Genomic DNA, 23553 nt, shown 5'->3' on the forward strand with positions numbered 1-23553 from the left:
TGATGGCCCATTCTTGTGTCGTCCTCATAGAGCAATGGGGCTGGGCGATAGCAACATCAGGCACGCAATAGCTGAACAACTTTACGCGTCGGTCGGCCTTCGTTTCAGCCATTTGCGCCAGATGTGGATTTCACTTCTGCGGCGCAAGCGACGGACGCGATGAGAATCGTGAGAAAGCACGATAAGCCCAAGTGGAAGCATCCAGAAACCGAGAATCGGGAGAAACCCCAACGAGCCGCCGACGACGAGCGTGCCGCCAAGCATGCGCCGCATCATGACTGATTGCGGCATTGGGATTCGCCGACCAAGAATCACGATGGCTTTTTTCCGGGGTGTTTCGGCGTATTCGTCACTCACAGGCGCATCTCTTAGGCTGATATGTTACAATTCACAGGAGGAAAACGTCCCAGAGAATATAGGGTTTTTGTCCCATAATGCAAAAAGATGAAAAAAAAATGGATTTAGCCCTTGCAAACGCGAAATCCTTTTGCTATACGCCACCTCGCTGACACGACGAGCACCTGTTCCCCGGTAGCTCAGCGGTAGAGCAACCGGCTGTTAACCGGTTGGTCGCTGGTTCGAATCCGGCCCGGGGAGCCACTTCATCTCATGAAGTTGCTCAGTTTTTCATTGCATTCAAAACGAAGTTTCTGGCGCAGTGCACTTTGGTGCGTGACCGAACTACTTGGACACTCTATTGATTGCGGTGTAAGGGCACGCTAACGATTTAGCGAGTTTGTCGAGACGACGTAGCTAAGCGCTTGAGAGCGCAGGCATTGTACGGTCGGCCATACCTTCGCGAATGATCAAAATCCCTCCATGTGAGCTCGCCGGTATCATCTCAATTCAAAGCGGATAGATAGCAATGAAGCTATGATGCGTCCTTTAACGGGTGATGATATTCATTCTTTGCTGAAGCATTTTGAACCAAATCGTTTTTCGTGCGTTGGTTAGCTGTCTGTTAACCATGATTGGAGAATGGCAATGCCTTGGTATTTTCGTCTCGAATCCGGATTCGCCGCAGTTTTTGTTATCGCGGTCTGCGCCCACATGCTTGTTCAGTTGATCCGATAACAATTCGGCGTGTTACAAACATTAGGTAACATTGATGGTCAAGGGTGGCAGATCAATTGGATTGCCATTGGCCCGTGCGGGGAGCGTTGGTTCGCGCTTCCTCCGAGCGATTATTGAAGGTTGGGGAGATATCAAGAAGGCTAACTTGATGTGATTCAAGTCTGGTGAAAATGTCTGACCGTGCCCCCCCCAAAAAAATTTTATCCAGTTTTGAGTTCGCTCCAGCGGTTTTGGGTTGCTGTATTTGGGGCGGTAGCGGCGGGTTGCGGTGCGGACCCATTTCGGCTGCGCAGTACCGCATCGCGTCGCGGGTCGATAGTCTGAGCGAACTTGGCAGGTGTCAGCCAGCCGAGAATAGAATGTGGTCGGTGGCCGTTGTAATCGCTGCGCCAAATTGAAAGCGCTGAGCGAGCTTGGGGCAATGACGAGAAGAAGGTTTCATTCAAGAACTCGTCTCGCAGCCGTCCATTGCAGGATCGCGTTGCTGGTGAATTCGCTGCCATTGTCACTGACGATCAGTCGGGGTTTGCCGCGTTCCTCAATGATCCGGTCAAGCTCGCAGGCAACGCGCAAACCGGAAAGCGACGTCTCGCCGACGAGTACCAGGTACTCCCTCGTGCAATCATCGACGACAGTCAGGATCCGGAACCTGCGTCCATCGGTGAGTTGATCCGAAACGAAGTCTAGCGACCAACGATCATTGGCTGCCATCGGGATCAGCATCGGTGTACGTGTGCCTATCGCTCGCTTCCGACCGCCACGCTTGCTTACTGTCAACTTCTCCTCCCGATAGAATCGGAAGAGTCTCATTCGCTCGCGAAGGTCATGGTCGTCGATACAGCTGCTTTCGTAACGAACCGTCATCCGGCAAACGCTGATGGCTTTACACGTCTGCCGTTCGCTCGTCCGATGGTGGTTCATCAGATACGCGACAGCATTCCGTTGGGCTGCGGGCGTCACAAAAGGTCCTTCAAAGCTGCATTATAGAGCATCGCCTCCGCCAAGAGACACCTCAGCTTCGTGTTTTCGTCCCCCAGCGTCTTCAGTCGCTTGGCCTCAGATACGTCCATCCCGCCGAACTTGGCCTTCCATTTATAGATGCTGGCATCGCTGACGCTGTGATTACGACAAAGCTCCGAGACCAGTGTGCCCGCCTCATGCTCCTTCAGAATACCAATAATTTGTTCGTCGATGAAACGGTTGCGCTTCATTCCTTGGCTCTCTCAATGGGCCAGAGCTTACTTCAATATGGATTATGTCAACGGACAAGGTCAGTTAATCCTTGCCCCGAAAGTTCTAACCGGACGCTAGCTGGGTCGCTTATTACAGGTTGGTCCGGTTTTTAATGCCGGCGGAAGCGGTGGGTTGAAGTCGCTTTGAGCCTTATTGTGCCGGCGTATCGTTTTCTTGCGGTTGAGAAGCTTCGGCAGGCGCGGGAGCAGGCTGTTGAGGTGCTGGTGCAGGTTCTTCTGCAAGGACCTCATTTGTCTTGGTTTTTATGTCTTCTGCTGTCTGTTGGCTGATCAGTCCTTGCGACGCGGCAAAGCCGACAACAACTGCGATGACTGCACCCACAAGGGCAGCTTTAAGCTTCGGTGACATAGCTGGCTCTCCTGCCAAGTATAGTTTACGTCCCGCCCGATGCATCAAATCAGTCATACAATACATGCGTCATTTTTTTCAATGGTTTCTCATTTTTTCTCGCGGTGTTTGGTGTTCTTACACATCGGTAAATAGCTGATCTCGTTCTAAACTAAAGTGACGGGTGACAAATTTTGACCGTATGATAAAATATACAAAAATAGTGGGAGGGGATAATGCTTGATAAGAAAGGCATAGAAGCGCCTCGTATACGAGCGATTGAATGGATCGAGCAGCTTTCGATACCGAGGTTCTTGGTGCTTGTTGCGCTATGTAGTGCTGGTACGGGCGTTATTCTTAGTCAGCTGATATGAATAGTGGCCGCAAAGTCTTGTCCTTGCGCCGTTAGAGTTCAGAAGTGTTTGAAATATTTCTTATCTGGCAATAGCGGGATTGCGCTTGCCAATTCTGTCGAAATTACAAAGCGTCTAAATTACGTATTTATTGCGTGTTACACGAACACAAATACCACCAAACATGACTGCAATTTCTTTAGACTTCACCTGCCGAGGCTTTTGTTTTGTTCACGACAACAAACAGAGCCAAGTATGTTGCGCTCGATGTCACACGGGTTCGCCCAATTTTTGCGTCACCATTTGTAATTTATAGGAATTAACTTCCAACATGATGCAACAAGGCTCGCCATGTCGAATTCGACGCTGATCTCAATAGTCTCATTGATTTTATATATGGAAATATTGGAGGCCTCGCCCGGAATCGAACCGGGGTGCAAGGATTTGCAGTCCTCTGCGTAACCACTCCGCCACGAGGCCTTCCGTAAGGCAGTTGCCAAATCAGTTGGTAGCGCCTTGGCCCGTTCCAATATTGATACAGATCGGTCTCGTCAAGCCGTTAGAGCCAAATGTAGAAGATTTCTACAAAGGTTTCTTCGCGCTTTGTAATTTCAATGCTGGTCGTCTCGATCTGGCGGCATTTGCGGGCGTGCCAGATTGCCCTTGGAGAAGGTATAGCCGGTTTCGACAACACTCAATCCAAATTTGTTTCGCAACTTGTCGATGGCATTTTCGGCGACGGCGCGTTTGGTCGCCTGAGTGTCTACAAGATCGGGCGGATCGGCGCGATCACTTGAAGAAAGCTCGCTAACCCCAATCCCTAGCAATCTAAATCGTGTTCCATCCAGTTCTTTTTCAAGAAGCTGCAATCCGTGGCGGAAGATTCTGTCCGCGAGCTGGGTGGGATCAGAAAGCTGCCGATTGCGCGTACGCGATTTGAAGTCGTGTGTTTTCAGCTTCAAAACGACAGTACGCCCGGCTATTTCACTTGCTTTCAGTCGCCGCGAGACCTTTTCGGCGAGCGCCCGAAGAACAGGAACGAGATCGTTGGCATCCGACAAGTCATTGTTGAAGGTTGTTTCTGCCGAAACACTTTTCATGTCGTGGTCCGGCTCGACCTTCCGGCTGTCCTGTCCTCGTGACAAACGGTAAAGACGCTGCCCCATAGTGCCATACGCCTTCATAAGTGCACCTTCTTCCATCGTCTGGAGTTGGCCAATCGACCTGATTCCGTCACTCTCCAGTTTGGCTGCGAAAGCCTTGCCTACTCCCCAGATCGTGCTGACGGATCGGTCTCGCAGAAACGTCAGGGCTTCTGCTTCACCGATAACGGAAAAACCGCGCGGCTTTTCGATATCTGATGCAACCTTGGCCAGAAACTTGCAATAGGATAGCCCGATCGAGGCAGAAATGCCTATTTCATCCTCTACGCGTTTGGCGAAGTGGGCGAGAACAATAGCAGGTGGCGCTTTATGCAGGCGTTCCGTGCCGCTCAGATCCAGAAAAGCCTCATCGATGGAAAGAGGTTCGACGAGGGGCGTCAGGTCACGCATCATTGCCGCACTTCACGACCAACGCGAACATACTTTTCCATGTTTGGCTTAACGACGACGGCGTCGGGACAGGCTTCCAGTGCCTTGAACATGGGCATGGCAGATCGCACGCCATGAATGCGGGCAAGATAGCAGGCCGTCGATACCACGCCGCGTTTTCCGCCGCCGATGATGAGCGGTTTGTCCCGCAGTTCCGGATTGTCGCGTTTTTCGACCGAGGCGTAAAACGCATCACAATCAACATGCGCCAGAGAGAGCTTATAAAGCTCGCTGTGACGGAGAAGGCGAGGGCTGCCGCATGCATGGCATCGTCTGCCAGTGTGCGATTTTTGCGGCGCAAGGCAGTCGCGGCATACACCTTTTTCCGAACTGTTAGGTGCAATGGTGTCAGCCATGAGGACGAACCGTCTGATGAACATAAAAGGAACATCCTTTTATAGCATCGAAAGGCCGAAGTGCCATGGGGATATATCATCCCGGTTGGTCTTACACTTGACATTGCCGGGAATATCACCAAGTTTAGCAATATGAACAACCGTTTTGCATCCATACTTCATCGGGTTTATCCGATCACGGGATAGCTACCCTCGAGTTCTGCCTAGCGCAGGGGAACTCCGGGGGACGGTACGCCGCTTGTCCAAAAGCGGATTTCAAATAAGCGCTTTCATTAAAATCAATCTGAACGGCTTCGTGCAGAAACAGCACGGAGACTTATTACCTTTCAACAGCAGTGAGCACTCGCCATGAGCGGAAAGAATCGCAAGAAGCCCAATATCGTTGTTAGCGAAATCGACTATGAGCGTCTGATGGGGCTGGCCACAAACGTTTCGGAACGTCTCGAGGAGATCGCCGAGGAGTTGATGGTTGAACTTGACCGCGCGAAAGTCGTTCCTGCGAAGCGTTTGCCGCAGAATGTGATTCACATGGGCTCTACTGTGGAGTTTCGCTCCAATGACGGGCAGGAGCGTCGGGTGACTCTGGTATATCCGGGCGAAGCGGATATCGCGCAGGGCAAAATTTCGATTCTCACGCCTATCGGTACTGCGCTGATCGGCCTTGCACCCGGCCAGTCGATTTCCTGGACTGCACGGGATGGCAAGCAGCACGAGTTGAACGTATTGTCGGTTTCGAACGAAGCCGAGGTTTCTGCGGCAAATCCCGCTGCTGAATAATTACCAAGAAGCCCGGCAATGCCGGGCTTTTAATTGCGGATCGAAGTCTTTGCTAAAGGTGCTGGTTCAGCCCGCCGGGCAGATATGACAAGGCTTTCTCAATTGTTGCCGGATCACGGCCAGCCTCGTCGCAGTAGCGCAGCAGCGTCGGCTCATGTGTCAGAAAAAATTGTAATACACCCGCCAGAAAGCCAGGTTCACGTGCTGCCTGCCGGATCGACGCAGCTTCAATGCCTGTCAGGGCGAGGAAGCGAGGCAGCAGGTCCTTGTCCTGAGCCAACCACGCCAACGCTTCAATGGCGATCGCTTCCGCATCCGCCTGGCTCATCGGCGTTTTCATGTGGTTTCTCCGCTTTTTCTGTTGCTTTGCCGAATGTGTAACGGTCGCTCAGTCGAGGAACAATGGAATTATTTGCCTTTCATCAATGAAATGAGGTTAAACTACCCGCAGTCTAAGAAGTGGGGACTCTCTGGCGGATAAGAAAATCGAGCAAATGCCGGGTTGCTGCAGGGAATAAGACCAAGGAATTTTCGATGCCGAAAAGCGTGATGATTGTCGAAGACAACGAACTCAATATGAAGTTGTTTCGCGATCTTATCGAAGCCAGCGGATATGAGACCATCCGGACGAGAAACGGGCTTGAGGCGCTCGATCTTGCGCGCGAACATCGACCTGATCTGATTCTCATGGACATACAGCTTCCCGAGGTGTCGGGACTGGAAGTCACAAAATGGCTGAAAGACGATGACGAGTTGCGGCACATTCCGGTTATTGCCGTGACGGCTTTTGCAATGAAGGGCGACGAGGAGCGTATTCGGCAGGGCGGCTGTGAAGCCTATATATCCAAGCCGATATCGGTGCCGCGCTTCATAGAGACAATCAAATCCTATTTGGGCGACGCTTAGCGGAAATCAGGGCGAGGGGCATCATGACTGCACGAATTCTCGTCGTTGACGATGTGGATTCCAATGTAAAGCTCCTCGAGGCAAGGCTCCTCTCCGAATATTATGAGGTTATTACGGCTTATAGCGGTCCTGAAGCCATTGAGCTTTGTCTGGGCGGCCAGATTGACGTCGTTCTTCTAGATATATTGATGCCGGAGATGGACGGTTTTGAAGTATGTCGTCGATTGAAAGATGATCCACGTACGTCCAATATTCCTGTTGTGATGGTGACGTCGCTCGATGGTGTCGATGACAAGATTCGCGGCCTTGAAGCTGGCGCCGACGACTTTCTGTCAAAGCCCGTCAGCGATCTTCAATTATTGTCGCGTGTGAAGAGTCTGGCGCGGCTGAAACTGGTTTCTGATGAGCTTTTCCAGCGAACGGGCACAGTTGCGGACGCGGAAGTGGAAACGCTGCTGGCAAGCAAGATGGGCGGGAATTATGCCGATAAGGATGAGGTCGCCCGCATTCTCATAGTTGATGAGGACGAACTGGCGGCTGCACGCCTTCGTCTCATTCTTGGAGAGACCTATCGTGTCGATGTGGCCAGCGATGCCAACACGGCTTTGATCCGGGCGATAGATACGGATTACGACAGTATCGTCGTTTCAGCCAACTTCACTTATTACGATCCGCTGCGCCTTTGTTCGCAGTTGCGAACCATCGAACGCACAAGGCTGGTGCCGATCATTCTCGTTGTTCGGGAAGATGAGGGCGCGCTCGTGGTGCGTGCGCTGGAGCTTGGCGTAAATGACTATCTGATGCGTCCGCTTGAGAAGCTGGAGCTGTTTGCGCGCTTGCGAACCCAGATCAAACGGAAGTGCTATAACGATTTACTGCGGCAGAGCCTGAACCGTACGATCACCATGGCGGTGACGGATAGTCTCACAGGGCTGCACAACCGCCGCTATCTCGATACACATATGCCTGTCCTGCTGACCCGCGCCATGGGGCGCGAGCGGCCATTGTCAGTCATCATGCTCGACTTCGATCACTTCAAACGGATCAACGACCAATACGGGCATGATGCTGGTGACGATGTTCTTCGCGAATTTGCGACGCGCCTGCGCAAGAATATCCGTGGGATGGATCTCATGTGTCGCTACGGCGGAGAGGAGTTTGTCGTCGTTCTGCCGGATAGCGATGTGGAGGCTGCGAAGGCTGTTGCCGAGCGAATCCGGGTTGCTGTGTCAGACACGCCCTTTGCGGTTGCCACCGGTAAGCACAAGGTCAACTTGACCATAAGCATGGGCGTTGCAGGGCTGAGGCTGATGGGGGATAGCGCTGACGCTCTTTTCTCGAGGGCAGATGCTGCGCTCTATCAGGCAAAGAAAGGTGGTCGCAATCGCATTGTCTCTTCGGCTGCCTGAAGAACCCACGAAGCTGGAAGCAAAAAAGCCGTCTCGGAAGAGACGGCTTTTTATCTCAATCATCTTGTCGATGACGACCGAAAACGAATTACTTGATCTTCGTTTCCTTGAACTCGACGTGCTTGCGCGCAATCGGGTCGTACTTGGTCTTTGTCATCTTTTCCGTCATCGTGCGGCTGTTCTTCTTCGTTACGTAGAAGAAGCCGGTGTCAGCGGTCGACAAAAGCTTGATCTTGATCGTCGTAGCCTTGGCCATATCGAATTACCTGCTCTGTATCTTTGCCGGAGCATGATCTTGCCGAAAATCGGTTCCCAATTCTCGGGATCATGCTCAATGGATGGAAACCTCCAGCGATTCCGGTAATCTCATCCGGCAGCGGAAATTTGGCGCGACACTACGTATTGGCGGCGAAAAGTCAAGCCCGCTTCTTCCTCAAAAGCAGCCTTCCTGCTGCAAAGAGTGCATATGCGGCAAAAAACACACCGAGAGTCATGGGGAATCCTTTTGGTCCCAGCATGTCCATACCGACACCAACGGCTTGCGGTCCTGCAAGCATGCCGATGGCATAACAGAACACGAAAGCGGCATTGGCGGATGCCAGCTCACGTCCCGTCAGCTCGGAGCCGAGATGCGCGAGGCCGATCGTATAGAGGCCAGCCACTACACCGCCCCATAGGAACAGAATGGCTGCCATGAGATACCAGTGCTGCATGAGATAGGGCAGGGCGATCATACCGATCAGGCCCGTCGTGGCGCAGAAGAGCAGAAGTTTGCGGCGATCCGAAATGCGATCGCTGACAAGGCCTAATGGAATCTGCATCAACACATTGCCGAGGCCGATCATCGTAAGCAGAAGTGCTGCGTCTGCTTCCGGATAACCGATACGCGCTCCGAAGACTGGAAAGAGGGCAAAGCCGCCGGTTTCCACAGCACCAAAAACAAAGACAGCCATAGTTGCAGTCGGAACGGCAAAGATGAAGGGCAGGAACGGGACGTGTTCGCCTTCTTCGAAGTCGGGACTGTCGCGCCATGCGAACGCAACCGGTATGAGGGCGATCAGAATGATGACGAAGCCGACATAGAAAGGCAGTCCGCCCGTGCTCCCGATTTTCGAGAACAACCACGGTCCGAGTGCAAAGCCCAGCGAAAGTGATGTCGAATAGATTCCAAGCACGAGCCCGCGCTTCTCAGGTGGTGCGGAGGCATTGATCCAGTACTCGGACAAAACGAAAAGTACGGTCAGCGCGAAATGCAGGACGATGCGCAGCGCAAACCACGCCCAGAGCGGTTGAAAGAAGTGGAAGCCGAGAAAGGCTCCGCTTCCGATGATGAGCATAAGGAAAATCGCCTTGACCACACCCAGTCGTGCGGCGATGGGGGCGGCAAGGGGAGCCGCAACGATGGATGCCAGTCCTGCCACGGCAGTGTTAGCGCCTATCAGACTGGCGGAATGACCGCGGCTTTCCAGAAGAACGCTCAACAGCGGAATGCCCAGCCCAATTGCTGCACCAACTGCACTGATCGTGGCAATGGCTGCTGCAAGCGAACGCCAGTGCATCTGGCCCTCTGCCGGCCCGCCGCCAGGTTCTTGCGGGACAAGATCGGCGGGTTGGATTTCTTTATTCATCGGGTTCAGATCACTTCGCGAATGAAGCGGCCATGCCGCTTCCAATATTGTACCACCGGCAAGGTGGCTGGCAGTTCAAATTCGGTATCCGTTAGAAGCACGCGCGCTTCTTTCAAGATCGCCTGAGTAATATGAGCGACGTCGAGTGAATCGATTTGATCAATGGAAACCCAATCGAGGTCTTCCAGTTCGCCACTGGGAACGAGTGGCTGCTGATCGAGTTTCGATATATGATCGCGAAATGCGATAAAAAAACGGGTGTCGAAACGGCGAACATAGTCCGGGGGCGTTACCGCACGAGCAAAATAACGCAGGCTGTTCAAAGCCGGCATCATGCCTTTATTGAGGAAGGCCGACCAGTCGCGATGTGTGGGCAAAGCAACCGGTGCTGAGGTCGCTTGCCCGATGCGAAGGCCAGTCTCTTCAAAGGTTTCGCGAATGGCACATAGGCCGAGTGCACGGGCGCGGCGCAGCGATGCACGAGCCCCCATGCCTGCGAGCAGCTTGGCAACATCATTACTATTCAGTTCAGCCGCGGCAGCGATAGCGCCGTCTACAGGATCGGCACGACCACCCGGAAAAACAAACTTTCCGGGCATAAAGGCGAGGCTGGCGTGGCGTCTGCCCATGAGAATTCGCGGCTTGCTGCCCGACCGGTCGACAAGCAAAAGGGATGCGGCGTCACGCGGTCGCAAAGCTTTCACGGCTTTAGTCGAAGTGGATGGGGGCTGAACCATGGCAGTCATGGTGACTTTCAGGTCACGTCGCCATATTCACCTTCGCCCTTACCTCCGAAACCATGCATGTAGAGCGCCCATTGCAGGCCGATAGTCGCGCCCTTCATAGGTTGAAGCAGCAGCAGCGACATGATCACAGTCAACGGTCCCCAGATCGCCATATGAGCCCAGAGTGGCAGATTGGTGGTTGCTTCCACACCCATGAAAGCGCCTACAACCACGTGTCCCACGATCAGAATGGTGAGGTATGCAGGAAGGTCGTCGGCACGTTGTTCCGTGTAGTCTTCGCCACACACGGAACACTGCGCCACTGGCTTCACAAACGACCGGAAAAGCTTTCCTTCACCACAATGCGGGCAACGTCCGCGAAAGCCGCGCCACATAGCTTCACCCAAAGGGCGTTTCGGGTGAGCGGCCTTGGGGCTTTCGCCACCGAAAACCTGAACATTTTGCGCGGAATTGGCCTCTAGCGTGCTCATCAGCGACCTCTTCTCTTCTGACGCGGAATACCCGCGGGTTTACCCCTTCGCCCACGCATCGTCCGGCTTGCCTTATGATGCGAGCGGGTCGCCATCGGCAGGGGATGCGGTTCCGAAACCATCTCAAAGCGAAGCGCGCCCGCAACGGGGAGCGCCTCTACAAGCCGAACCGTCACTGTATCACCAAGCCGGAAGCCTTTACCGCTCCGTTCACCGGCAATCGCATGGTTCGCTTCGTCATATAAATAGTATTCATGACCTAAAGTTGAAATGGGTACCAGCCCATCCGCGCCATATGTCGCAAGGTTCACGAAAAGGCCTGCCCGTGTGACGCCCGTAACGCGCCCTTCATATTCGTCGCCGAGATGTGCGGCGAGAAAATGCGCGATGAGGCGGTCTACTGTTTCACGCTCGGCCAGCATGGCGCGACGCTCGGTCGAGGAAATCAGTGCGGAGATTTCTTCGAGCTGTGTTTCTTCTTCTGTCGTTAGTCCGTCACTTCCCAGTTTCAGGGCTTTGATCAAAGCGCGGTGAACGATGAGGTCGGCATAGCGGCGGATCGGCGAGGTGAAATGCGCATAACGGCGCAGATGCAGGCCGAAATGCCCGATATTATCGGGGTTATATTCCGCTTGGCTTTGCGTGCGCAGCACGACCTGATTGACCAGTTCTTGATGATCCGAGCCTTCAACGGCCTCAAGAATCCGGTTGAACTGTGCTGGCTGCAGCTCCGCGCCCTTGGCAAGACTCAGATCAAGCGTACGTAGGAATTCACGCAGGGTTTCCTGTTTGGCAAGAGCCGGAGCATCGTGAATGCGGAAAATCAACGGCTGGCGGTGCGCTTCCAATGTTTCTGCGGCAGCGACGTTCGCCTGAATCATGAACTCTTCGATGAGCTTGTGTGCATCGAGCCGTTCAGGAACGATAACCTTGTCTACCTTTCCATCGGGCGTGAGCAGAATTTTCTTTTCTGGCAGGTCAAGTTCCAGCGGCTCGCGGGCATCGCGCCCACGCTTCAGCACAGCATAGGCGTCCCACAGCGGTTTTAGTATGCCGTCGAGAATGGGCGTGGTCTTGTCATCCGGCGCGCCGTCAATGGCAGCCTGGGCTTGCGAGTAGGCAAGCTTAGCTGCCGATTTCATCATGATGCGATGGAATTTGTGTGACTTCTTGCGCCCGTCAGAAGCAAAAATCATACGGACGGCAAGAGCGGGGCGATCTTCAAGCTCACGAAGCGAACAAAGGTTGTTTGAAATCCGTTCGGGAAGCATCGGCACGACCCTGTCCGGGAAATAGACCGAGTTACCGCGCTTCTGTGCTTCACGATCAAGCGCGGAATCTGGACGGACATAGGCGGCGACGTCAGCAATCGCTACGATAACAATCTGGCCACCCGGATTTTCAGGGTCTTTATCCGGCTCGGCGTAAACGGCGTCGTCATGATCTTTGGCGTCAGCCGGATCAATGGTGAGAAGCGGAATGTCACGCCAGTCTTCCCGGCCGTCCATCGTCGCAGGCTGGGCGGCTTCTGCTTCGCTCAGCGCTTCAGCCGGGAAAACATGCGGAATTTCATGCTCATGGATGGCAATCATCGACAGGGCTTTTTCGCTGTCGATAGACCCAACCACCTGTCGAACTTTGCCGCGCGGCAATCCCTGACGACGCGAGGAAATCAGGTCCACTTCAACAAGATCGCCAGCTTCAGCGTTTTCCAGCTGTGCCGGATCGAGCTGCACCTCAGGCTGTTTTCGATTTACAGGGTCCAGCCGCCATTCACCGTTGCCGAGCTTGCGAACAATACCCAGCACCGCGTTCGTGCGGTGCTCGAGACGCTTCATGACGCGGGCGGTATAATCTGGTCCGTCGCGATCTTCACTGCGGAATATTTTCGCCAGAACGCGGTCGCCGACGCCGACTGCCGGGCCGCCTTCTGAGGCTTTGTTGAGCCGGGTGCGGCGGATCAGGACAATAGGTGGTTTGCCGTAACCGGCCTCGTCCCATTCCGACGGACGTGCGAGCAAACCGCCATCTTCGTCGCGCCCGGTAATATCCAGCACGGTGACAGCAGGCAGTGCGCCGGGGCGAGACAGTTTGCGGGCGCGTTTTTCAACCAGACCCTCATCAGAAAGTTCGCGTAGAAGATCTTTCAGATAAACCCGCGCATCGCCCTTGATGTTGAATGCTTTTGCCAGTTCGCGCTTGCCTGCCCGGTCAGGATTCTCTTCAATATATTTGAGAACCTCTTCGCGGGTTGGCAGAAACGCATTGGGATCGCTCTTCCCATCGGCAGATTTTGCTTTGGCTGCACGCCGTTCGGTCCGTGCGGATCGACCGGTATCGGATTTGGAAAAACGGCGTGCCAATTGCTACTCCTCTACCGTCTCGGCCTTGGATTTGGCTTTCGGCTTGGCTGTCGACTTGGCTTTTGCTGATGCCTTCTTGGCCGCGGGCTTTTTTGCAGCAGCTTTCTTTTCAGTGCTGGCTGAAGCCTTGCGAGCAGGGGCTTTTTTACTCTTGGACGACCCGGCCTTTTCCGTAATCAGAGCCAATGCTTCTTCCAGCGTGACACTTGCCGGGTCCTTGCCCTTCGGCAAAGTGGCATTGACCTTGCCCCAGTTGACATAAGGCCCATAGCGACCGTCGCGAACTGTAATCGAGCCACCGTCTGGATGGTCGCCAAGTGTCGCCAATGCAGCCGGCGTGGAGCGGCCACGACCGCCCCCCTTCGACTGTTTGTCGGCCAGAACCGATACGGCGCGATTGAGGCCGACGGAGAAGACCTCTTCGGCATTCTCCAGATTGGCGAACGTGCCGTCATGGCTAACATAAGGCCCGTAGCGACCGATGCCAGCGGAGATCATCTTGCCGGTTTCTGGATGCTGCCCGATGTCGCGCGGCAGGGACAGAAGCGCAACGGCTTTCTCATGGTCGAGCGTATCTACGGTCCAGCCTTTCGGAAGGCTGGCGCGCTTTGCTTCCTTGCCCTCGCCACGTTGGACATAGGGGCCGAAACGACCGGTCCGTGCGGTGATTTCCTCACCGGTGAAGGGGTCCTTGCCGAGCGATTTCGGTTCGTCCGCAGCAGCAGATTCGCCGTTGGCGTCGCCGCCGAGCTGGCGAGTATACTTGCATTCCGGATAGTTGGAACAGCCGACGAATGCACCGTATTTTCCAAGCTTCAACGACAGCATTCCTGTGCCGCAGGTCGGGCACGAACGTGGATCGCTACCGTCTTCTCGTGCCGGGAACACCAGTGGTGCCAGTTCTTCGTTCAGTGCGTCGAGAACATTGGTGACGCGCAATTCCTTGATGTCATCGACATTACCCGAGAAGTCGCGCCAAAAATCGCGCAAAACGTCTTTCCAGGAAAGCTTGCCGTCCGAAATAAGATCGAGCTTTTCCTCAAGGTCTGCCGTGAAATCATATTCCACATAGCGCTCGAAGAAACTCTCAAGGAAGGCGGTGACCAGACGACCCTTGGGTTCCGGAATGAGCTTGCGCTTGTCGATGGTGATGTATTCGCGATCGCGCAGCGTGGCCAGAGTCGCGGCATAGGTCGAAGGACGACCGATACCGAGTTCTTCCATCTTCTTGATGAGCGAAGCTTCCGAATAGCGCGGCGGCGGTTCGGTCGAATGCTGGGTCGCATCGATCTTCGCGCGCGCCAGAGCTTCACCGGAACGAATTTCCGGCAGCTTTGCGCTATCCTCGTCGTCGTCCTCTTCTTCGCGATGATCCATATAGGCTGCGAGGAAGCCATCGAACTTAGTGACAGACCCATTGGCGCGCAGCATGGCCGAACGCGAGCTGTTGACCGCCTCAATGTCGACGGTTGTACGCTCAATGTCGGCAGCCTGCATCTGGCTGGCGATGGCGCGCTTCCAGATGAGCTCATAGAGCCGCGCCTGATCGTCATCGAGATAGCGACGCACATCCTTCGGGTGACGCGAGAAATCCGTTGGCCGGATGGCTTCGTGCGCTTCCTGTGCGTTCTTTGCCTTGCTGGAATAATAGCGCGGCTTTTCCGGCACATATTTTGCGCCGAAGCTTTTGCCGATGGCGTCGCGGGCCGCATTGATGGCTTCCGGAGCTATCTGCACGCCATCGGTACGCATATAGGTGATCAGGCCGGCAGTCTCGCCGCCAATATCGACACCTTCGTAAAGTCGCTGCGCCACTTGCATGGTGCGCGAGGCAGAAAATCCGAGCTGGCCGGATGCGGCCTGCTGCAAGGTTGACGTGGTGAATGGCGGTCCCGGATTGCGCTTGGTTGGCTTTGCCTCGACAGAAAGAGCCTTGAAGCTTGCGCCTTCCAGCATGGTGCGAATGGCCGTTGCCTGTTCACCATTCTTGATGTCGAGTTTGCCGAGCTTCTTGCCGTCAACGGCAGTGAGACGGGCGGTGAAACTGTCATTGCGCGGCGTTTTCAACAACGCCGCGATATTCCAGTATTCCTCACGGATGAAGCGTTCGATCTCGGATTCACGATCTGCAACGAGACGCAGCGCAACAGACTGAACGCGGCCAGCCGAGCGCGCGCCCGGCAGTTTGCGCCACAGAACGGGCGAAAGCGTGAAGCCGACAAGATAATCCAGTGCACGGCGTGCAAGATATGCATCGACCAGAGGTTCATCGATGTCGCGCGGATTGGCGATGGCATCCAGAACAGCCTTCTTGGTGATGGCATTGAAAGCCACACGTTTGACTGTCTTGCCCTTGAGCGCCTTTTTCTGGTTGAGCACTTCAAGCACATGCCAGGAAATGGCTTCACCTTCGCGATCCGGATCGGTTGCGAGAATGATGCCATCGCTGTCTTTCAGCGCTTTGACAATATCGGCAAGGCGTTTGGAGGAATTGCTATCCACCTCCCACGACATTGCAAAGTCTTCGTCGGGACGAACCGAGCCATCCTTGGCTGGCAAGTCCCGCACATGACCGAACGAGGCCAGAACCTTATAGTTCGAGCCCAGATATTTATTGATGGTTTTAGCCTTGGCAGGCGATTCGACAACGACGACGTTCATTTAAAGCAGCCCAGATTCGCGCCCCATGGAGATAAAATACCTCCTCTCCGCGTGAAATTCGTTGCCTTCACATGAACAGCGGGCAGCGTTTGGTCAAGAGCAGGACAACAAAAATCACGAAATACAACTTAAGATTGCTGTTAAGTTGAATGAAACCAATAGTAGCATAGGGTATGAAGAAATCGAGTTTATCTCTCGAGGAGATAGGTATGGATGATACGGCGAGTTTTCCAGAGATGGAAGACGGTGAGGATATGGAAACCGCGACTCGCTCCGAGACGGTAGCATATATAGAGCAGATGCTTGAACAGCTCAGTTTGATGGCGAAAAGTACGAATTATGTGTTGCTGGCCTATATGATCGAAATAGCTCTCATTGAGGCTCGGGAAGCGCTTCACAATGAGGCCGAGTCGTAACAGTCGTCACTCCATCGGAACCAATGCCACCTGATTGCCGGCATATCGATGGAGCCGCCCTGCCAAGTCCAGTTCCAGCAGAATGAGCTGAACAGCTCCAGTATCCATACCCGTGTGACGAACGAGGGTGTCAATGTCGGTCGGTACAGGACCGAGCGCATCGATAACGATGTCTCTTTGCTCTTCCGTTGCGAACGGTTGGAGCGATTCCGGTTCTTCCAGCGCTGGGGATAAAAGATCTGGCTGTGCTGGTATATTCGCCTGATAGGCGTTTGGACCGGCCAGCGGCCGGAGTGCTTCAATGACATCGTTTGCTTCGGTAACCAGTGTCGCACCTTGTTTCAGAAGCAGGTTTGTGCCGCGCGCACGAGGATCAAGCGGAGAGCCAGGAACAGCGAACACGGTGCGTCCCATGTCCCCAGCCATACGCGCGCTGATAAGCGAGCCGGAACGCTCTGCTGCTTCGACGACGATCAAACCCAGCGACAAGCCTGCAATAATCCGATTGCGGCGTGGAAAATCACGCGAGCGTGGCTCTGCGCCCATTGGCATTTCGCTTATGAGCGCGCCACCTTGTTCTGGTATGGCGTGATAGAGTGGAAGGTTTTCCGGCGGATAGGGGCGGTCAAGTCCACCTGCAAGTACTGCTACGGTACCGGTTTTCATGCTTGCGCGGTGCGCAGCGGCATCAATGCCGCGGGCAAGTCCGGAAATCACAGCAAATCCTGCCTCGCCAAGATCATGTGCCAGACGCTCGGTAAAACGTGCGCCAATCACCGAAGCATTACGTGAACCGACAATAGCGATGGGTGGCTTGCTGAAAATGGCTGCATTCCCCTTGATCGTAACCAAAGGGGGCGGAGCCTCACAATTCTTGAGTTGCTGTGGATAATCCGGTTCGCCCATGCCGACAAGACGGGCACCGGCGCGTTCAATAGCTTCAAGCTCGCGCTCAGCGTCGTCCATGGACGCAACGCGGATCGGACGGGCACTGCCGCCTCTGATATTGAGATCAGGTAGCATTTCTATCGCGCTTGATGCTGAGCCACAAAACAGAATCAGATCGCGAAAGGTGACAGGGCCGATATTGTCGGTTCGGATGAGGCGTAGCCAGTTAAGCCGCTGGCGATCAGAGAGGCGAATTCCAGTTTTCGAATTCGCGCTTTCCTTCATCCCTTGGCTCCGATCTTGCTCTCGGTGCCGTTTAAGAGGCGCGTAATGTTGGCCTTATGTTTGAAGATAACGATGACCGTCATGATCGCAAAGAGCACTGCGATTGCTGGATACCCCCGCGAATAGAGCGCAATGGGAACAACGATGCTGGCGATAAGTGCCGCAAGGGAGGAATAGCGCGTCAAAAGTGCCGTCACGATCCAGACGGCAGCGAAGACCAATGCTCCGGGCCATGCAAGCCCGATGAGGACGCCCAGATAGGTGGCGACGCCTTTGCCACCCTTGAAGCCGATCCATACTGGAAAGAGATGCCCGATAAAGGCACCGAAGCCTGCACCAATAGCGGCGTCCGGGCCGTAGCGTGAAGCGACGAGAACGGCGACCGTACCTTTCAGCATGTCAAAAATCAGCGTCGCAGCGGCAAGCTTCTTGTTACCGGTGCGCAGCACGTTCGTCGCGCCGATATTGCCCGAGCCGATGGACCGGACGTCGCCCAATCCTGCAAGCCGGGTCAGGATCAAACCAAATGGAATGGAGCCAAGAAAATAGCCGAAGACGAGCGCCCCTATGAGCGTCAAGCTAAGGAATCCCGGTTCGGCCATGAATGTCCCCTTGTTTCTTGATTCCGCCTACCCGGAATTTTCGAATGATTGTTCCGGGTTATGCGGCGTTTTTCAAGCCGAGTAAACGGTCTTGCCAGCCACTAAGGTGTGGACGACGCGACCTTGAAAGCGAGCACTTTCAAAGCAACTGTTCTTGGATAGCGAGTGCAGATCTTCTTCACGTACGATCCAAGGCTCATCCAGATCGACAATGGCGAGATCTGCCTTGGCGCCTGGCTTTAGCGTACCAGCATCAAGGCCGAAAATACGCGCTGGAGCTGTTGATAGCACTTCAACCAGCCGCGGCAGCGGAATGCTGTCATTGTGATAGAGACGAAGTGCGGCCCCCAGCAATGTTTCAAGGCCGATGGCACCGGCTTCGGCATCAGCAAAGGGCAGGCGTTTGGTATCGACATCTTGCGGATCATGAGCCGAAACGACAATATCGATGGTGCCGTTCTTCACGGCTTCGACCATAGCAAGGCGATCCTGTTCTCCGCGCAAAGGTGGCGAAAGTCGGAAAAACGTGCGGAATTCACCAATGTCGTTTTCATTAAGCGACAAATGGTTGATCGATACGCCTGCCGTTACCTTCGCGCCGAGATCCTTGGCGCGGCGAACAGCTTCCGCCGACATTTCGCAGGAAAGCTGTGCGGCATGATAGTTGCTGTTGGTCAGGGCTGCTAGACGGAGATCGCGTTCCAGGGGAATCACCTCCGCTTCACGCGGACTCCCGGAAAGACCGAGCCAGCTTGCAAACAGACCCTCGTTCATCACGCCATTCGCACCAAGGAACGGATCGCGTGTTTCGCAGGCAATCACGGCATTGAAATCGCGGGCGTAGGTCAGAGCGCGCCGCATGAGCTGGGTATTGGCGATCGTCTGCCTGCCTTCCGTGAAGGCGACGGCACCGGCATCGCGCAGCAGGCCGATTTCGGTCATTTCTTCGCCGCGCAGACCTTTGGTGATCGCCGCAGCCGGGTGCACATTGACGACAGCCGTGTCACGCGCCGTGCGTTTGACAAATTCCACCAGAGCTACGTCATCGATCACCGGATCGGTGTCGGGCATCATGATGATTGAGGTTACACCGCCAGCAGCTGCCGCGCGGCTTGCCGAGGCGATGGTTTCGCGATGTTCAGCGCCGGGCTCACCGACGAAGACGCGGGCATCCACGAGGCCAGGCAATACTGCCTTGCCATTCAGGTCGATGATTTCTGCGCCTTCCGGCGCGCCCTGATTGCGGGCATCCGCTCCGGCGGCAACAATCTTGCCATCGCAGATCAGAACGCTGCCGGTTTCATCGAGACCGCGCGACGGATCGATGACGCGCGCGTTTTCAAACAGGATCGCGCTCATGCTGCTTCTCCGTTGCTGGGATTACGGCGCGGATCGAGCAGGGCTTCCATCACGGCCATACGCACGGCGACACCCATTTCTACCTGTTGCTGGATCACGCTCTGCGGTCCGTCGGCAACGTCGGATGCGATCTCGACGCCGCGATTCATCGGACCGGGATGCATGACGAGCGCGTCTGGCTTGGCGACTTTGAGCTTCTCTTTATCCAGGCCGTAGAAGCGGAAATATTCGCGTACCGAAGGCACGAAGGAGCCGGCCATGCGCTCACGCTGAAGGCGCAGCATCATGACGACGTCGGCATCTTTCAAGCCTTCTTCCATCGAATTGAAGACTTCGACGCTCATATCGGCCATGCCGGAAGGCAGAAGGGTGGATGGCGCGACGACACGCACCCTTGCGCCAAGCGCGTTGAGAAGGAGAATGTTGGAGCGTGCGACGCGGGAATGCAGCACATCGCCGCAAATGGCGACGATCAGGTTTTCGATTCCGCCCTTGGCGCGACGAATGGTCAGCGCATCGAGAAGTGCCTGGGTGGGGTGTTCGTGCGCGCCGTCACCGGCGTTGACCACCGAACAGCCGACTTTCTGCGCGAGCAGGGCAGCCGCGCCCGCCGAAGCGTGACGGATAACCAATATATCCGGCTGCATGGCGTTCAGCGTCATCGCTGTATCGATGAGCGTTTCGCCTTTCTTGACCGACGAGTTGCCGACAGACATATTCATGACGTCGGCACCGAGCCGTTTTCCGGCCAGCTCGAACGACGATTGCGTTCGTGTCGATGCTTCGAAGAAGAGATTGATTTGCGTGCGACCGCGAAGCACGGACTTTTTCTTCTCTGGCTGTCTGGAGACAGCGATTTCCTGATCGGCGAGATCAAGAAGGCAGAGAATGTCCAGGGGCGAAAGCCCCTTGATGCCCAGCAGGTGGCGGTGAGGGAAAAGCGGAGGGACCGTTTGATTTATCATGGCAAGTCACCCGTATAGGACCATGAGGCAGGTCCCGCAACCGTCCTTATAATGGCTTCAGGCGATTCACCAAGAAAAACCTGTGCTGTTCTGACGACAAATTGTGTTCGGGATGGCAAAATTTTAGCAAATGCAATGCAAGAAACCTAAATTAAATTGAATCGCACAATACGGAACGAGCTTTTGAAAACGCACGACGTTACCAACCAGACGCCACCCATGACGGGTAACAATGCCTATCTGGGCGATCCGCTCTTGATGCAGATTGCGGCAGGATTCCCGAAGGAACTGCATGCCGATCTGGAACAGACGGGACGTTTTGTGTCGTCGGCTGAAGCGCAGGACCTTGCGCGTCTCGCCAATACCGAACTGCCAAAATTGAGCACGCATGACAGGCAGGGCAACCGTATCGACCTTGTCGAATATCATCCTGCGTATCATGCGCTGATGCGCCGTTCCATCGCGTCAGGACTGCATTGCTCGATCTGGGAAGGCAATCCGCTCGAAAGCGGCCGCCGTCATCAGGCGCGTGCATCGCGCTTTTTCCTGACCGCACAGCTCGAGGCGGGACACCTCTGCCCGCTTACCATGACCAGCGCATCGCTCGCAGCACTTATGGCATCGCCGGAAATCTATAAGGAATGGTCGCCGGTCATCCTGTCGCGCAAATACGATTTTTCGCAGAAACCCGCTTTTGCCAAGCAGGGCATTACGCTTGGCATGGGCATGACTGAAAAGCAGGGCGGAACCGATGTGCGCGCCAATACGACCCGCGCGACACACAATGACGATGGCACCTATGCCATAACCGGTCACAAGTGGTTCATGTCCGCACCAATGTCGGATGCTTTTCTGACGCTCGCGCAGGCGGAAGAAGGCCTTTCCTGTTTTCTGCTCCCGCGCCTCACTTCAGAGGGAAGCGGGAACGGGTTCTTTTTCCAGCGCCTGAAAGACAAGCTTGGCAACAAGTCCAACGCTTCGTCGGAGGTTGAATTCGATGGTGCCATCGGTCATCTGATCGGTAATCCCGGTGAAGGCGTCAAAACGATCATGGATATGGTCACGCTGACACGGCTCGATTGCGCTGTCGCGTCGGCCGGACTGATGCGTTCAGGCCTCGCCGAAGCCGTGCACCATAGCCGTTATCGTCAGGTATTCGGCAAGGCTCTTGTCGAGCAGCCATTGATGCAGCGCGTTCTTGCCGACATGGCGCTCGATGTTGCCGGTGCGACTGCACTTTCCATGCGGCTGGCACGCGCTTTCGATATGGCTGCCAGTGATCGTGCCGAGGCGGCTTTTGCCCGTTGCATGACGCCGGTGGTGAAATACTGGGTTTGCAAGATCGCACCTGCATTACTCTATGAAGCAATGGAGTGCCTCGGCGGCAACGGTTACATCGAAGAAGGCAATCTCGCACGCGCCTATCGCGAAGCGCCGGTCAATGCGATCTGGGAGGGTTCCGGCAATGTCATGGCACTGGACGTGGCACGTGTACTGTCGCGCGCACCGGGGCTTTTCGATGAAGTGCTGGAGTGGATCGGCGGGCAGCTTGGTCCGCGTGGGCAAGGGACACTTGATGTGCTGCGTGCTGCATTGCAGCTGACCGAAACCGATCCGGGTGTCGCACGCCTTCTAACCGAGCAACTGGCCTATGCTGCTGCAGCAGCAGAATTGCGTCAGATTGGGGCCGACGATGTGGCTGATGCGTTCATCGAGACCCGTCTTGGCGGCCAGTGGCGTTCGACCTATGGCATGCTGGATGCGCGCCACAATGCGGAACGGATTCTGGATCAGCTTTATCCGGCGTCGTAATCGTCGGATGCCGACCGCCTGATACTGTGCAGGCGGTCGAGTGCGCCTTGAAGAATGAAGGATGCCGCAGCCGAATCGATCCGTTCGGCCCGCTTGCCGCGTGAGACGTCCATACCGATCAGTGCCCGTTCGGCAGCGACGGTCGATAGGCGTTCATCCCAGAAAACGAAGGGCAGGTCGGTCAACGGCTGCATGGTGCGCACAAATGCCCGTGTGGCCTGAACGCGGGGACCGGATGTTCCGTCCATATTCATAGGCAAACCGATGACGATAACGCCGACCTTGTCGGCGTCGAGTGCCTTCAAAAGCACCTGTGCGTCGATGGAAAACTTCACCCGTTTGATAACGGGGCGCGGATGCGCGAAGGAAAGACCGAGATCAGACACCGCAAGGCCGATGGTCTTGGTTCCCAGATCCAGTCCGGCAATGGTCTGCCCGGACTGAAGCAGCGCCGGAATTTCCTCGATTTCAACGACAGCCATTGGTCCTCATCGGATTTTGAAGTGGTTTCATATTGCCTTCAACTTTATCGGCGTCATATCTGTTCGCAAACCGGAAATCGAGCCGGAAACAGAGATTGAGGAGAGACTTTATGAAACTAACATGGCTTGGCCACGCCGCTTTCCGCATTGAAACGGCAAAGGCTGTTATTCTCATCGATCCGTTTCTGAACGGAAATCCCGGTGCAAAGGGCATCGACTTCAAGGAGGCGACCAAGGGCGTAACCCATATAGCGCTGACCCATGGTCATGGCGACCATGTGGGCGATACGGTTGCCATCGCCAGGGAGCATGGCGCGATTGTGATTGCCAATGCCGATCTTGCAACCTGGCTTGGCAGCCAGGGCGTGGAAAAGCTCGATCCTGGCAATACGGGTGGCACGGTGGCGCATGACGGGTTTACCGTTACTTTCGTCAATGCACTCCACTCTTCGGCAATGCTGACGCAAAACGGTGTCTCGCAGGCGCTGGGGAATCCTAATGGTCTGGTATTCCATTTCGAAGATGCACCGACGCTCTATCATATGGGCGACACGGACATCTTCTCGGATATGGGGCTTATCAACGAGCTCCATCAGCCAGAAATCGGCATCGTTCCCATTGGCGACCGCTTCACGATGGGTGGCGCGGTCGCGGCTCTCGCCTGCCAGCGCTATTTCAACTTCAAAACCGTGCTGCCATGCCATTACGCCTCATTTCCGATCATCGACCAGACGGCGGATAAGTTCTTGGCCGGAATGGCAGATCATCGGGAAACGAAGGTTATTGCCGATCCAGCTGGCACCGTTCATTCGTTCTGACTTTGGATTT

The 23553-nt window shown here is 55.0% G+C and carries 20 protein-coding genes, 2 tRNA genes and 2 pseudogenes; 7 read left to right on the top strand and 17 right to left on the bottom strand.

All coding sequences use genetic code 11. From position 1 onward, the window contains the following. Positions 1–81: 81 nt before the first annotated feature. Positions 82–291: a hypothetical protein gene (locus LJ361_RS15030; RefSeq protein ID WP_010658883.1), complete on the bottom strand. Its 210-nt coding sequence runs from the start codon at positions 289–291 to the stop codon at positions 82–84. Positions 292–525: 234 nt separating this feature from the next. On the opposite strand from LJ361_RS15030, the gene LJ361_RS15035 reads away from it, so the two are divergent. Next, positions 526–600: transfer RNA gene (locus LJ361_RS15035), tRNA-Asn, on the top strand. Positions 601–1274: 674 nt separating this feature from the next. On the opposite strand, the pseudogene LJ361_RS15040 reads toward LJ361_RS15035, so the two are convergent. The 4 genes and pseudogenes from LJ361_RS15040 to LJ361_RS15055 form a co-directional block, all read right to left on the bottom strand. Beyond that, positions 1275–2285 (bottom strand): annotated as a pseudogene (locus LJ361_RS15040) (transposase). A gap of 172 nt (positions 2286–2457) precedes the next feature. Next, a complete protein-coding gene (locus tag LJ361_RS15045) occupies positions 2458–2676 on the bottom strand; it encodes a hypothetical protein (RefSeq protein WP_010658880.1) in 219 nt (72 codons plus the stop codon). Between the two features lie 738 nt (positions 2677–3414). After that, positions 3415–3488, bottom strand: a tRNA-Cys gene (locus LJ361_RS15050). A gap of 131 nt (positions 3489–3619) precedes the next feature. Continuing rightward, positions 3620–4956 (bottom strand): annotated as a pseudogene (locus LJ361_RS15055) (DNA polymerase IV). Between the two features lie 348 nt (positions 4957–5304). Between LJ361_RS15055 and rnk the strand changes: the two are divergent. Then, a complete protein-coding gene (gene rnk, locus LJ361_RS15060) occupies positions 5305–5733 on the top strand; it encodes a nucleoside diphosphate kinase regulator (protein ID WP_010658878.1) in 429 nt (142 codons plus the stop codon). A 52-nt stretch (positions 5734–5785) separates the two neighbouring features. Here rnk and LJ361_RS15065 read toward each other — a convergent pair whose 3' ends face one another. Further along, entirely contained in the window at positions 5786–6073 is a 288-nt protein-coding gene (locus LJ361_RS15065; protein WP_010658877.1) for a DUF3572 domain-containing protein, read from the bottom strand. Between the two features lie 194 nt (positions 6074–6267). On the opposite strand from LJ361_RS15065, the gene LJ361_RS15070 reads away from it, so the two are divergent. Together LJ361_RS15070 and LJ361_RS15075 are read left to right on the top strand one after the other, a co-directional pair. Beyond that, the gene (locus LJ361_RS15070) at positions 6268–6639 is read left to right on the top strand and encodes a response regulator (RefSeq protein WP_010658876.1); all 372 of its coding nucleotides are present in this window, start codon (positions 6268–6270) and stop codon (positions 6637–6639) included. A 23-nt stretch (positions 6640–6662) separates the two neighbouring features. Next, positions 6663–8048 (top strand): PleD family two-component system response regulator, encoded by a 1386-nt coding sequence (locus tag LJ361_RS15075; RefSeq protein WP_010658875.1) that lies wholly within the window; start codon positions 6663–6665, stop codon positions 8046–8048. A gap of 88 nt (positions 8049–8136) precedes the next feature. Here LJ361_RS15075 and rpmG read toward each other — a convergent pair whose 3' ends face one another. The 6 genes from rpmG to topA form a co-directional block, all read right to left on the bottom strand. After that, the gene (gene rpmG, locus LJ361_RS15080) at positions 8137–8304 is read right to left on the bottom strand and encodes a 50S ribosomal protein L33 (RefSeq protein ID WP_002966024.1); all 168 of its coding nucleotides are present in this window, start codon (positions 8302–8304) and stop codon (positions 8137–8139) included. Positions 8305–8464: 160 nt separating this feature from the next. Beyond that, positions 8465–9607 carry an MFS transporter gene (locus tag LJ361_RS15085; RefSeq protein WP_010658874.1) on the bottom strand — a complete coding sequence of 381 codons (1143 nt, stop codon included), beginning with the start codon at positions 9605–9607 and terminating at the stop codon, positions 8465–8467. Between the two features lie 74 nt (positions 9608–9681). After that, the gene (locus tag LJ361_RS15090) at positions 9682–10422 is read right to left on the bottom strand and encodes an NUDIX hydrolase (protein WP_036563468.1); all 741 of its coding nucleotides are present in this window, start codon (positions 10420–10422) and stop codon (positions 9682–9684) included. An 8-nt stretch (positions 10423–10430) separates the two neighbouring features. After that, positions 10431–10892, bottom strand: a complete 462-nt coding sequence (locus tag LJ361_RS15095; RefSeq protein ID WP_010658872.1) for a DUF983 domain-containing protein — start codon at positions 10890–10892, stop codon at positions 10431–10433. Continuing rightward, complete coding sequence (rnr, locus tag LJ361_RS15100) at positions 10892–13255, bottom strand: ribonuclease R (RefSeq protein WP_010658871.1); 2364 nt, start codon at positions 13253–13255, stop codon at positions 10892–10894. The genes LJ361_RS15095 and rnr overlap by 1 nt, the downstream gene beginning before the upstream one ends. Before the next feature lie 3 nt (positions 13256–13258). Beyond that, entirely contained in the window at positions 13259–15916 is a 2658-nt protein-coding gene (gene topA / locus LJ361_RS15105; RefSeq protein WP_010658870.1) for a type I DNA topoisomerase, read from the bottom strand. A gap of 209 nt (positions 15917–16125) precedes the next feature. On the opposite strand from topA, the gene LJ361_RS15110 reads away from it, so the two are divergent. Next, complete coding sequence (locus LJ361_RS15110; protein WP_010658869.1) at positions 16126–16332, top strand: hypothetical protein; 207 nt, start codon at positions 16126–16128, stop codon at positions 16330–16332. 6 nt (positions 16333–16338) lie between these two features. On the opposite strand, the gene dprA is transcribed toward LJ361_RS15110, so the two are convergent. From dprA to LJ361_RS15130, 4 genes are all read right to left on the bottom strand, one after another. Further along, positions 16339–17505, bottom strand: a complete 1167-nt coding sequence (gene dprA / locus LJ361_RS15115) for a DNA-processing protein DprA (protein ID WP_010658868.1) — start codon at positions 17503–17505, stop codon at positions 16339–16341. Further along, positions 17502–18107 (bottom strand): glycerol-3-phosphate 1-O-acyltransferase PlsY, encoded by a 606-nt coding sequence (gene plsY, locus LJ361_RS15120; RefSeq protein WP_010658867.1) that lies wholly within the window; start codon positions 18105–18107, stop codon positions 17502–17504. The genes dprA and plsY overlap by 4 nt, the downstream gene beginning before the upstream one ends. Positions 18108–18179: 72 nt before the next feature. After that, on the bottom strand, positions 18180–19466 hold the full coding sequence (locus tag LJ361_RS15125) for a dihydroorotase (RefSeq protein ID WP_010658866.1): 1287 nt from the start codon (positions 19464–19466) through the stop codon (positions 18180–18182). Beyond that, positions 19463–20431, bottom strand: coding sequence for an aspartate carbamoyltransferase catalytic subunit (locus LJ361_RS15130; RefSeq protein ID WP_010658865.1), 969 nt, complete (start codon positions 20429–20431; stop codon positions 19463–19465). The genes LJ361_RS15125 and LJ361_RS15130 overlap by 4 nt, the downstream gene beginning before the upstream one ends. Before the next feature lie 183 nt (positions 20432–20614). Between LJ361_RS15130 and LJ361_RS15135 the strand changes: the two genes are divergently transcribed. Then, positions 20615–22243: an acyl-CoA dehydrogenase family protein gene (locus LJ361_RS15135; protein ID WP_029375966.1), complete on the top strand. Its 1629-nt coding sequence runs from the start codon at positions 20615–20617 to the stop codon at positions 22241–22243. Here the strand turns inward: LJ361_RS15135 and ruvX are convergent. Beyond that, positions 22228–22725 carry a Holliday junction resolvase RuvX gene (ruvX, locus tag LJ361_RS15140; RefSeq protein WP_029927310.1) on the bottom strand — a complete coding sequence of 166 codons (498 nt, stop codon included), beginning with the start codon at positions 22723–22725 and terminating at the stop codon, positions 22228–22230. The genes LJ361_RS15135 and ruvX overlap by 16 nt on opposite strands. Positions 22726–22835: 110 nt before the next feature. Here ruvX and LJ361_RS15145 point away from each other — a divergent pair, with 110 nt between their 5' ends. Further along, entirely contained in the window at positions 22836–23543 is a 708-nt protein-coding gene (locus tag LJ361_RS15145; protein ID WP_010658862.1) for a metal-dependent hydrolase, read from the top strand. Positions 23544–23553 lie beyond the last annotated feature (10 nt).

The organism is Brucella sp. JSBI001 (assembly GCF_026014005.1).
GTDB classification, from domain to species: Bacteria; Pseudomonadota; Alphaproteobacteria; order Rhizobiales; family Rhizobiaceae; genus Brucella; species Brucella anthropi.

Coding starts and splice junctions, on each gene's coding strand:
- LJ361_RS15030 (WP_010658883.1), bottom strand. CDS start 291: ATGCCGCAATCAGTCATGATGCGGCGCATGCTTGGCGGCACGCTCGTC.
- LJ361_RS15045 (WP_010658880.1), bottom strand. CDS start 2,676: ATGTCACCGAAGCTTAAAGCTGCCCTTGTGGGTGCAGTCATCGCAGTT.
- rnk (WP_010658878.1), top strand. CDS start 5,305: ATGAGCGGAAAGAATCGCAAGAAGCCCAATATCGTTGTTAGCGAAATC.
- LJ361_RS15065 (WP_010658877.1), bottom strand. CDS start 6,073: ATGAAAACGCCGATGAGCCAGGCGGATGCGGAAGCGATCGCCATTGAA.
- LJ361_RS15070 (WP_010658876.1), top strand. CDS start 6,268: ATGCCGAAAAGCGTGATGATTGTCGAAGACAACGAACTCAATATGAAG.
- LJ361_RS15075 (WP_010658875.1), top strand. CDS start 6,663: ATGACTGCACGAATTCTCGTCGTTGACGATGTGGATTCCAATGTAAAG.
- rpmG (WP_002966024.1), bottom strand. CDS start 8,304: ATGGCCAAGGCTACGACGATCAAGATCAAGCTTTTGTCGACCGCTGAC.
- LJ361_RS15085 (WP_010658874.1), bottom strand. CDS start 9,607: ATGCACTGGCGTTCGCTTGCAGCAGCCATTGCCACGATCAGTGCAGTT.
- LJ361_RS15090 (WP_036563468.1), bottom strand. CDS start 10,422: ATGACTGCCATGGTTCAGCCCCCATCCACTTCGACTAAAGCCGTGAAA.
- LJ361_RS15095 (WP_010658872.1), bottom strand. CDS start 10,892: ATGAGCACGCTAGAGGCCAATTCCGCGCAAAATGTTCAGGTTTTCGGT.
- topA (WP_010658870.1), bottom strand. CDS start 15,916: ATGAACGTCGTCGTTGTCGAATCGCCTGCCAAGGCTAAAACCATCAAT.
- LJ361_RS15110 (WP_010658869.1), top strand. CDS start 16,126: ATGGATGATACGGCGAGTTTTCCAGAGATGGAAGACGGTGAGGATATG.
- dprA (WP_010658868.1), bottom strand. CDS start 17,505: ATGAAGGAAAGCGCGAATTCGAAAACTGGAATTCGCCTCTCTGATCGC.
- plsY (WP_010658867.1), bottom strand. CDS start 18,107: ATGGCCGAACCGGGATTCCTTAGCTTGACGCTCATAGGGGCGCTCGTC.
- LJ361_RS15125 (WP_010658866.1), bottom strand. CDS start 19,466: ATGAGCGCGATCCTGTTTGAAAACGCGCGCGTCATCGATCCGTCGCGC.
- LJ361_RS15130 (WP_010658865.1), bottom strand. CDS start 20,431: ATGATAAATCAAACGGTCCCTCCGCTTTTCCCTCACCGCCACCTGCTG.
- ruvX (WP_029927310.1), bottom strand. CDS start 22,725: ATGGCTGTCGTTGAAATCGAGGAAATTCCGGCGCTGCTTCAGTCCGGG.
- LJ361_RS15145 (WP_010658862.1), top strand. CDS start 22,836: ATGAAACTAACATGGCTTGGCCACGCCGCTTTCCGCATTGAAACGGCA.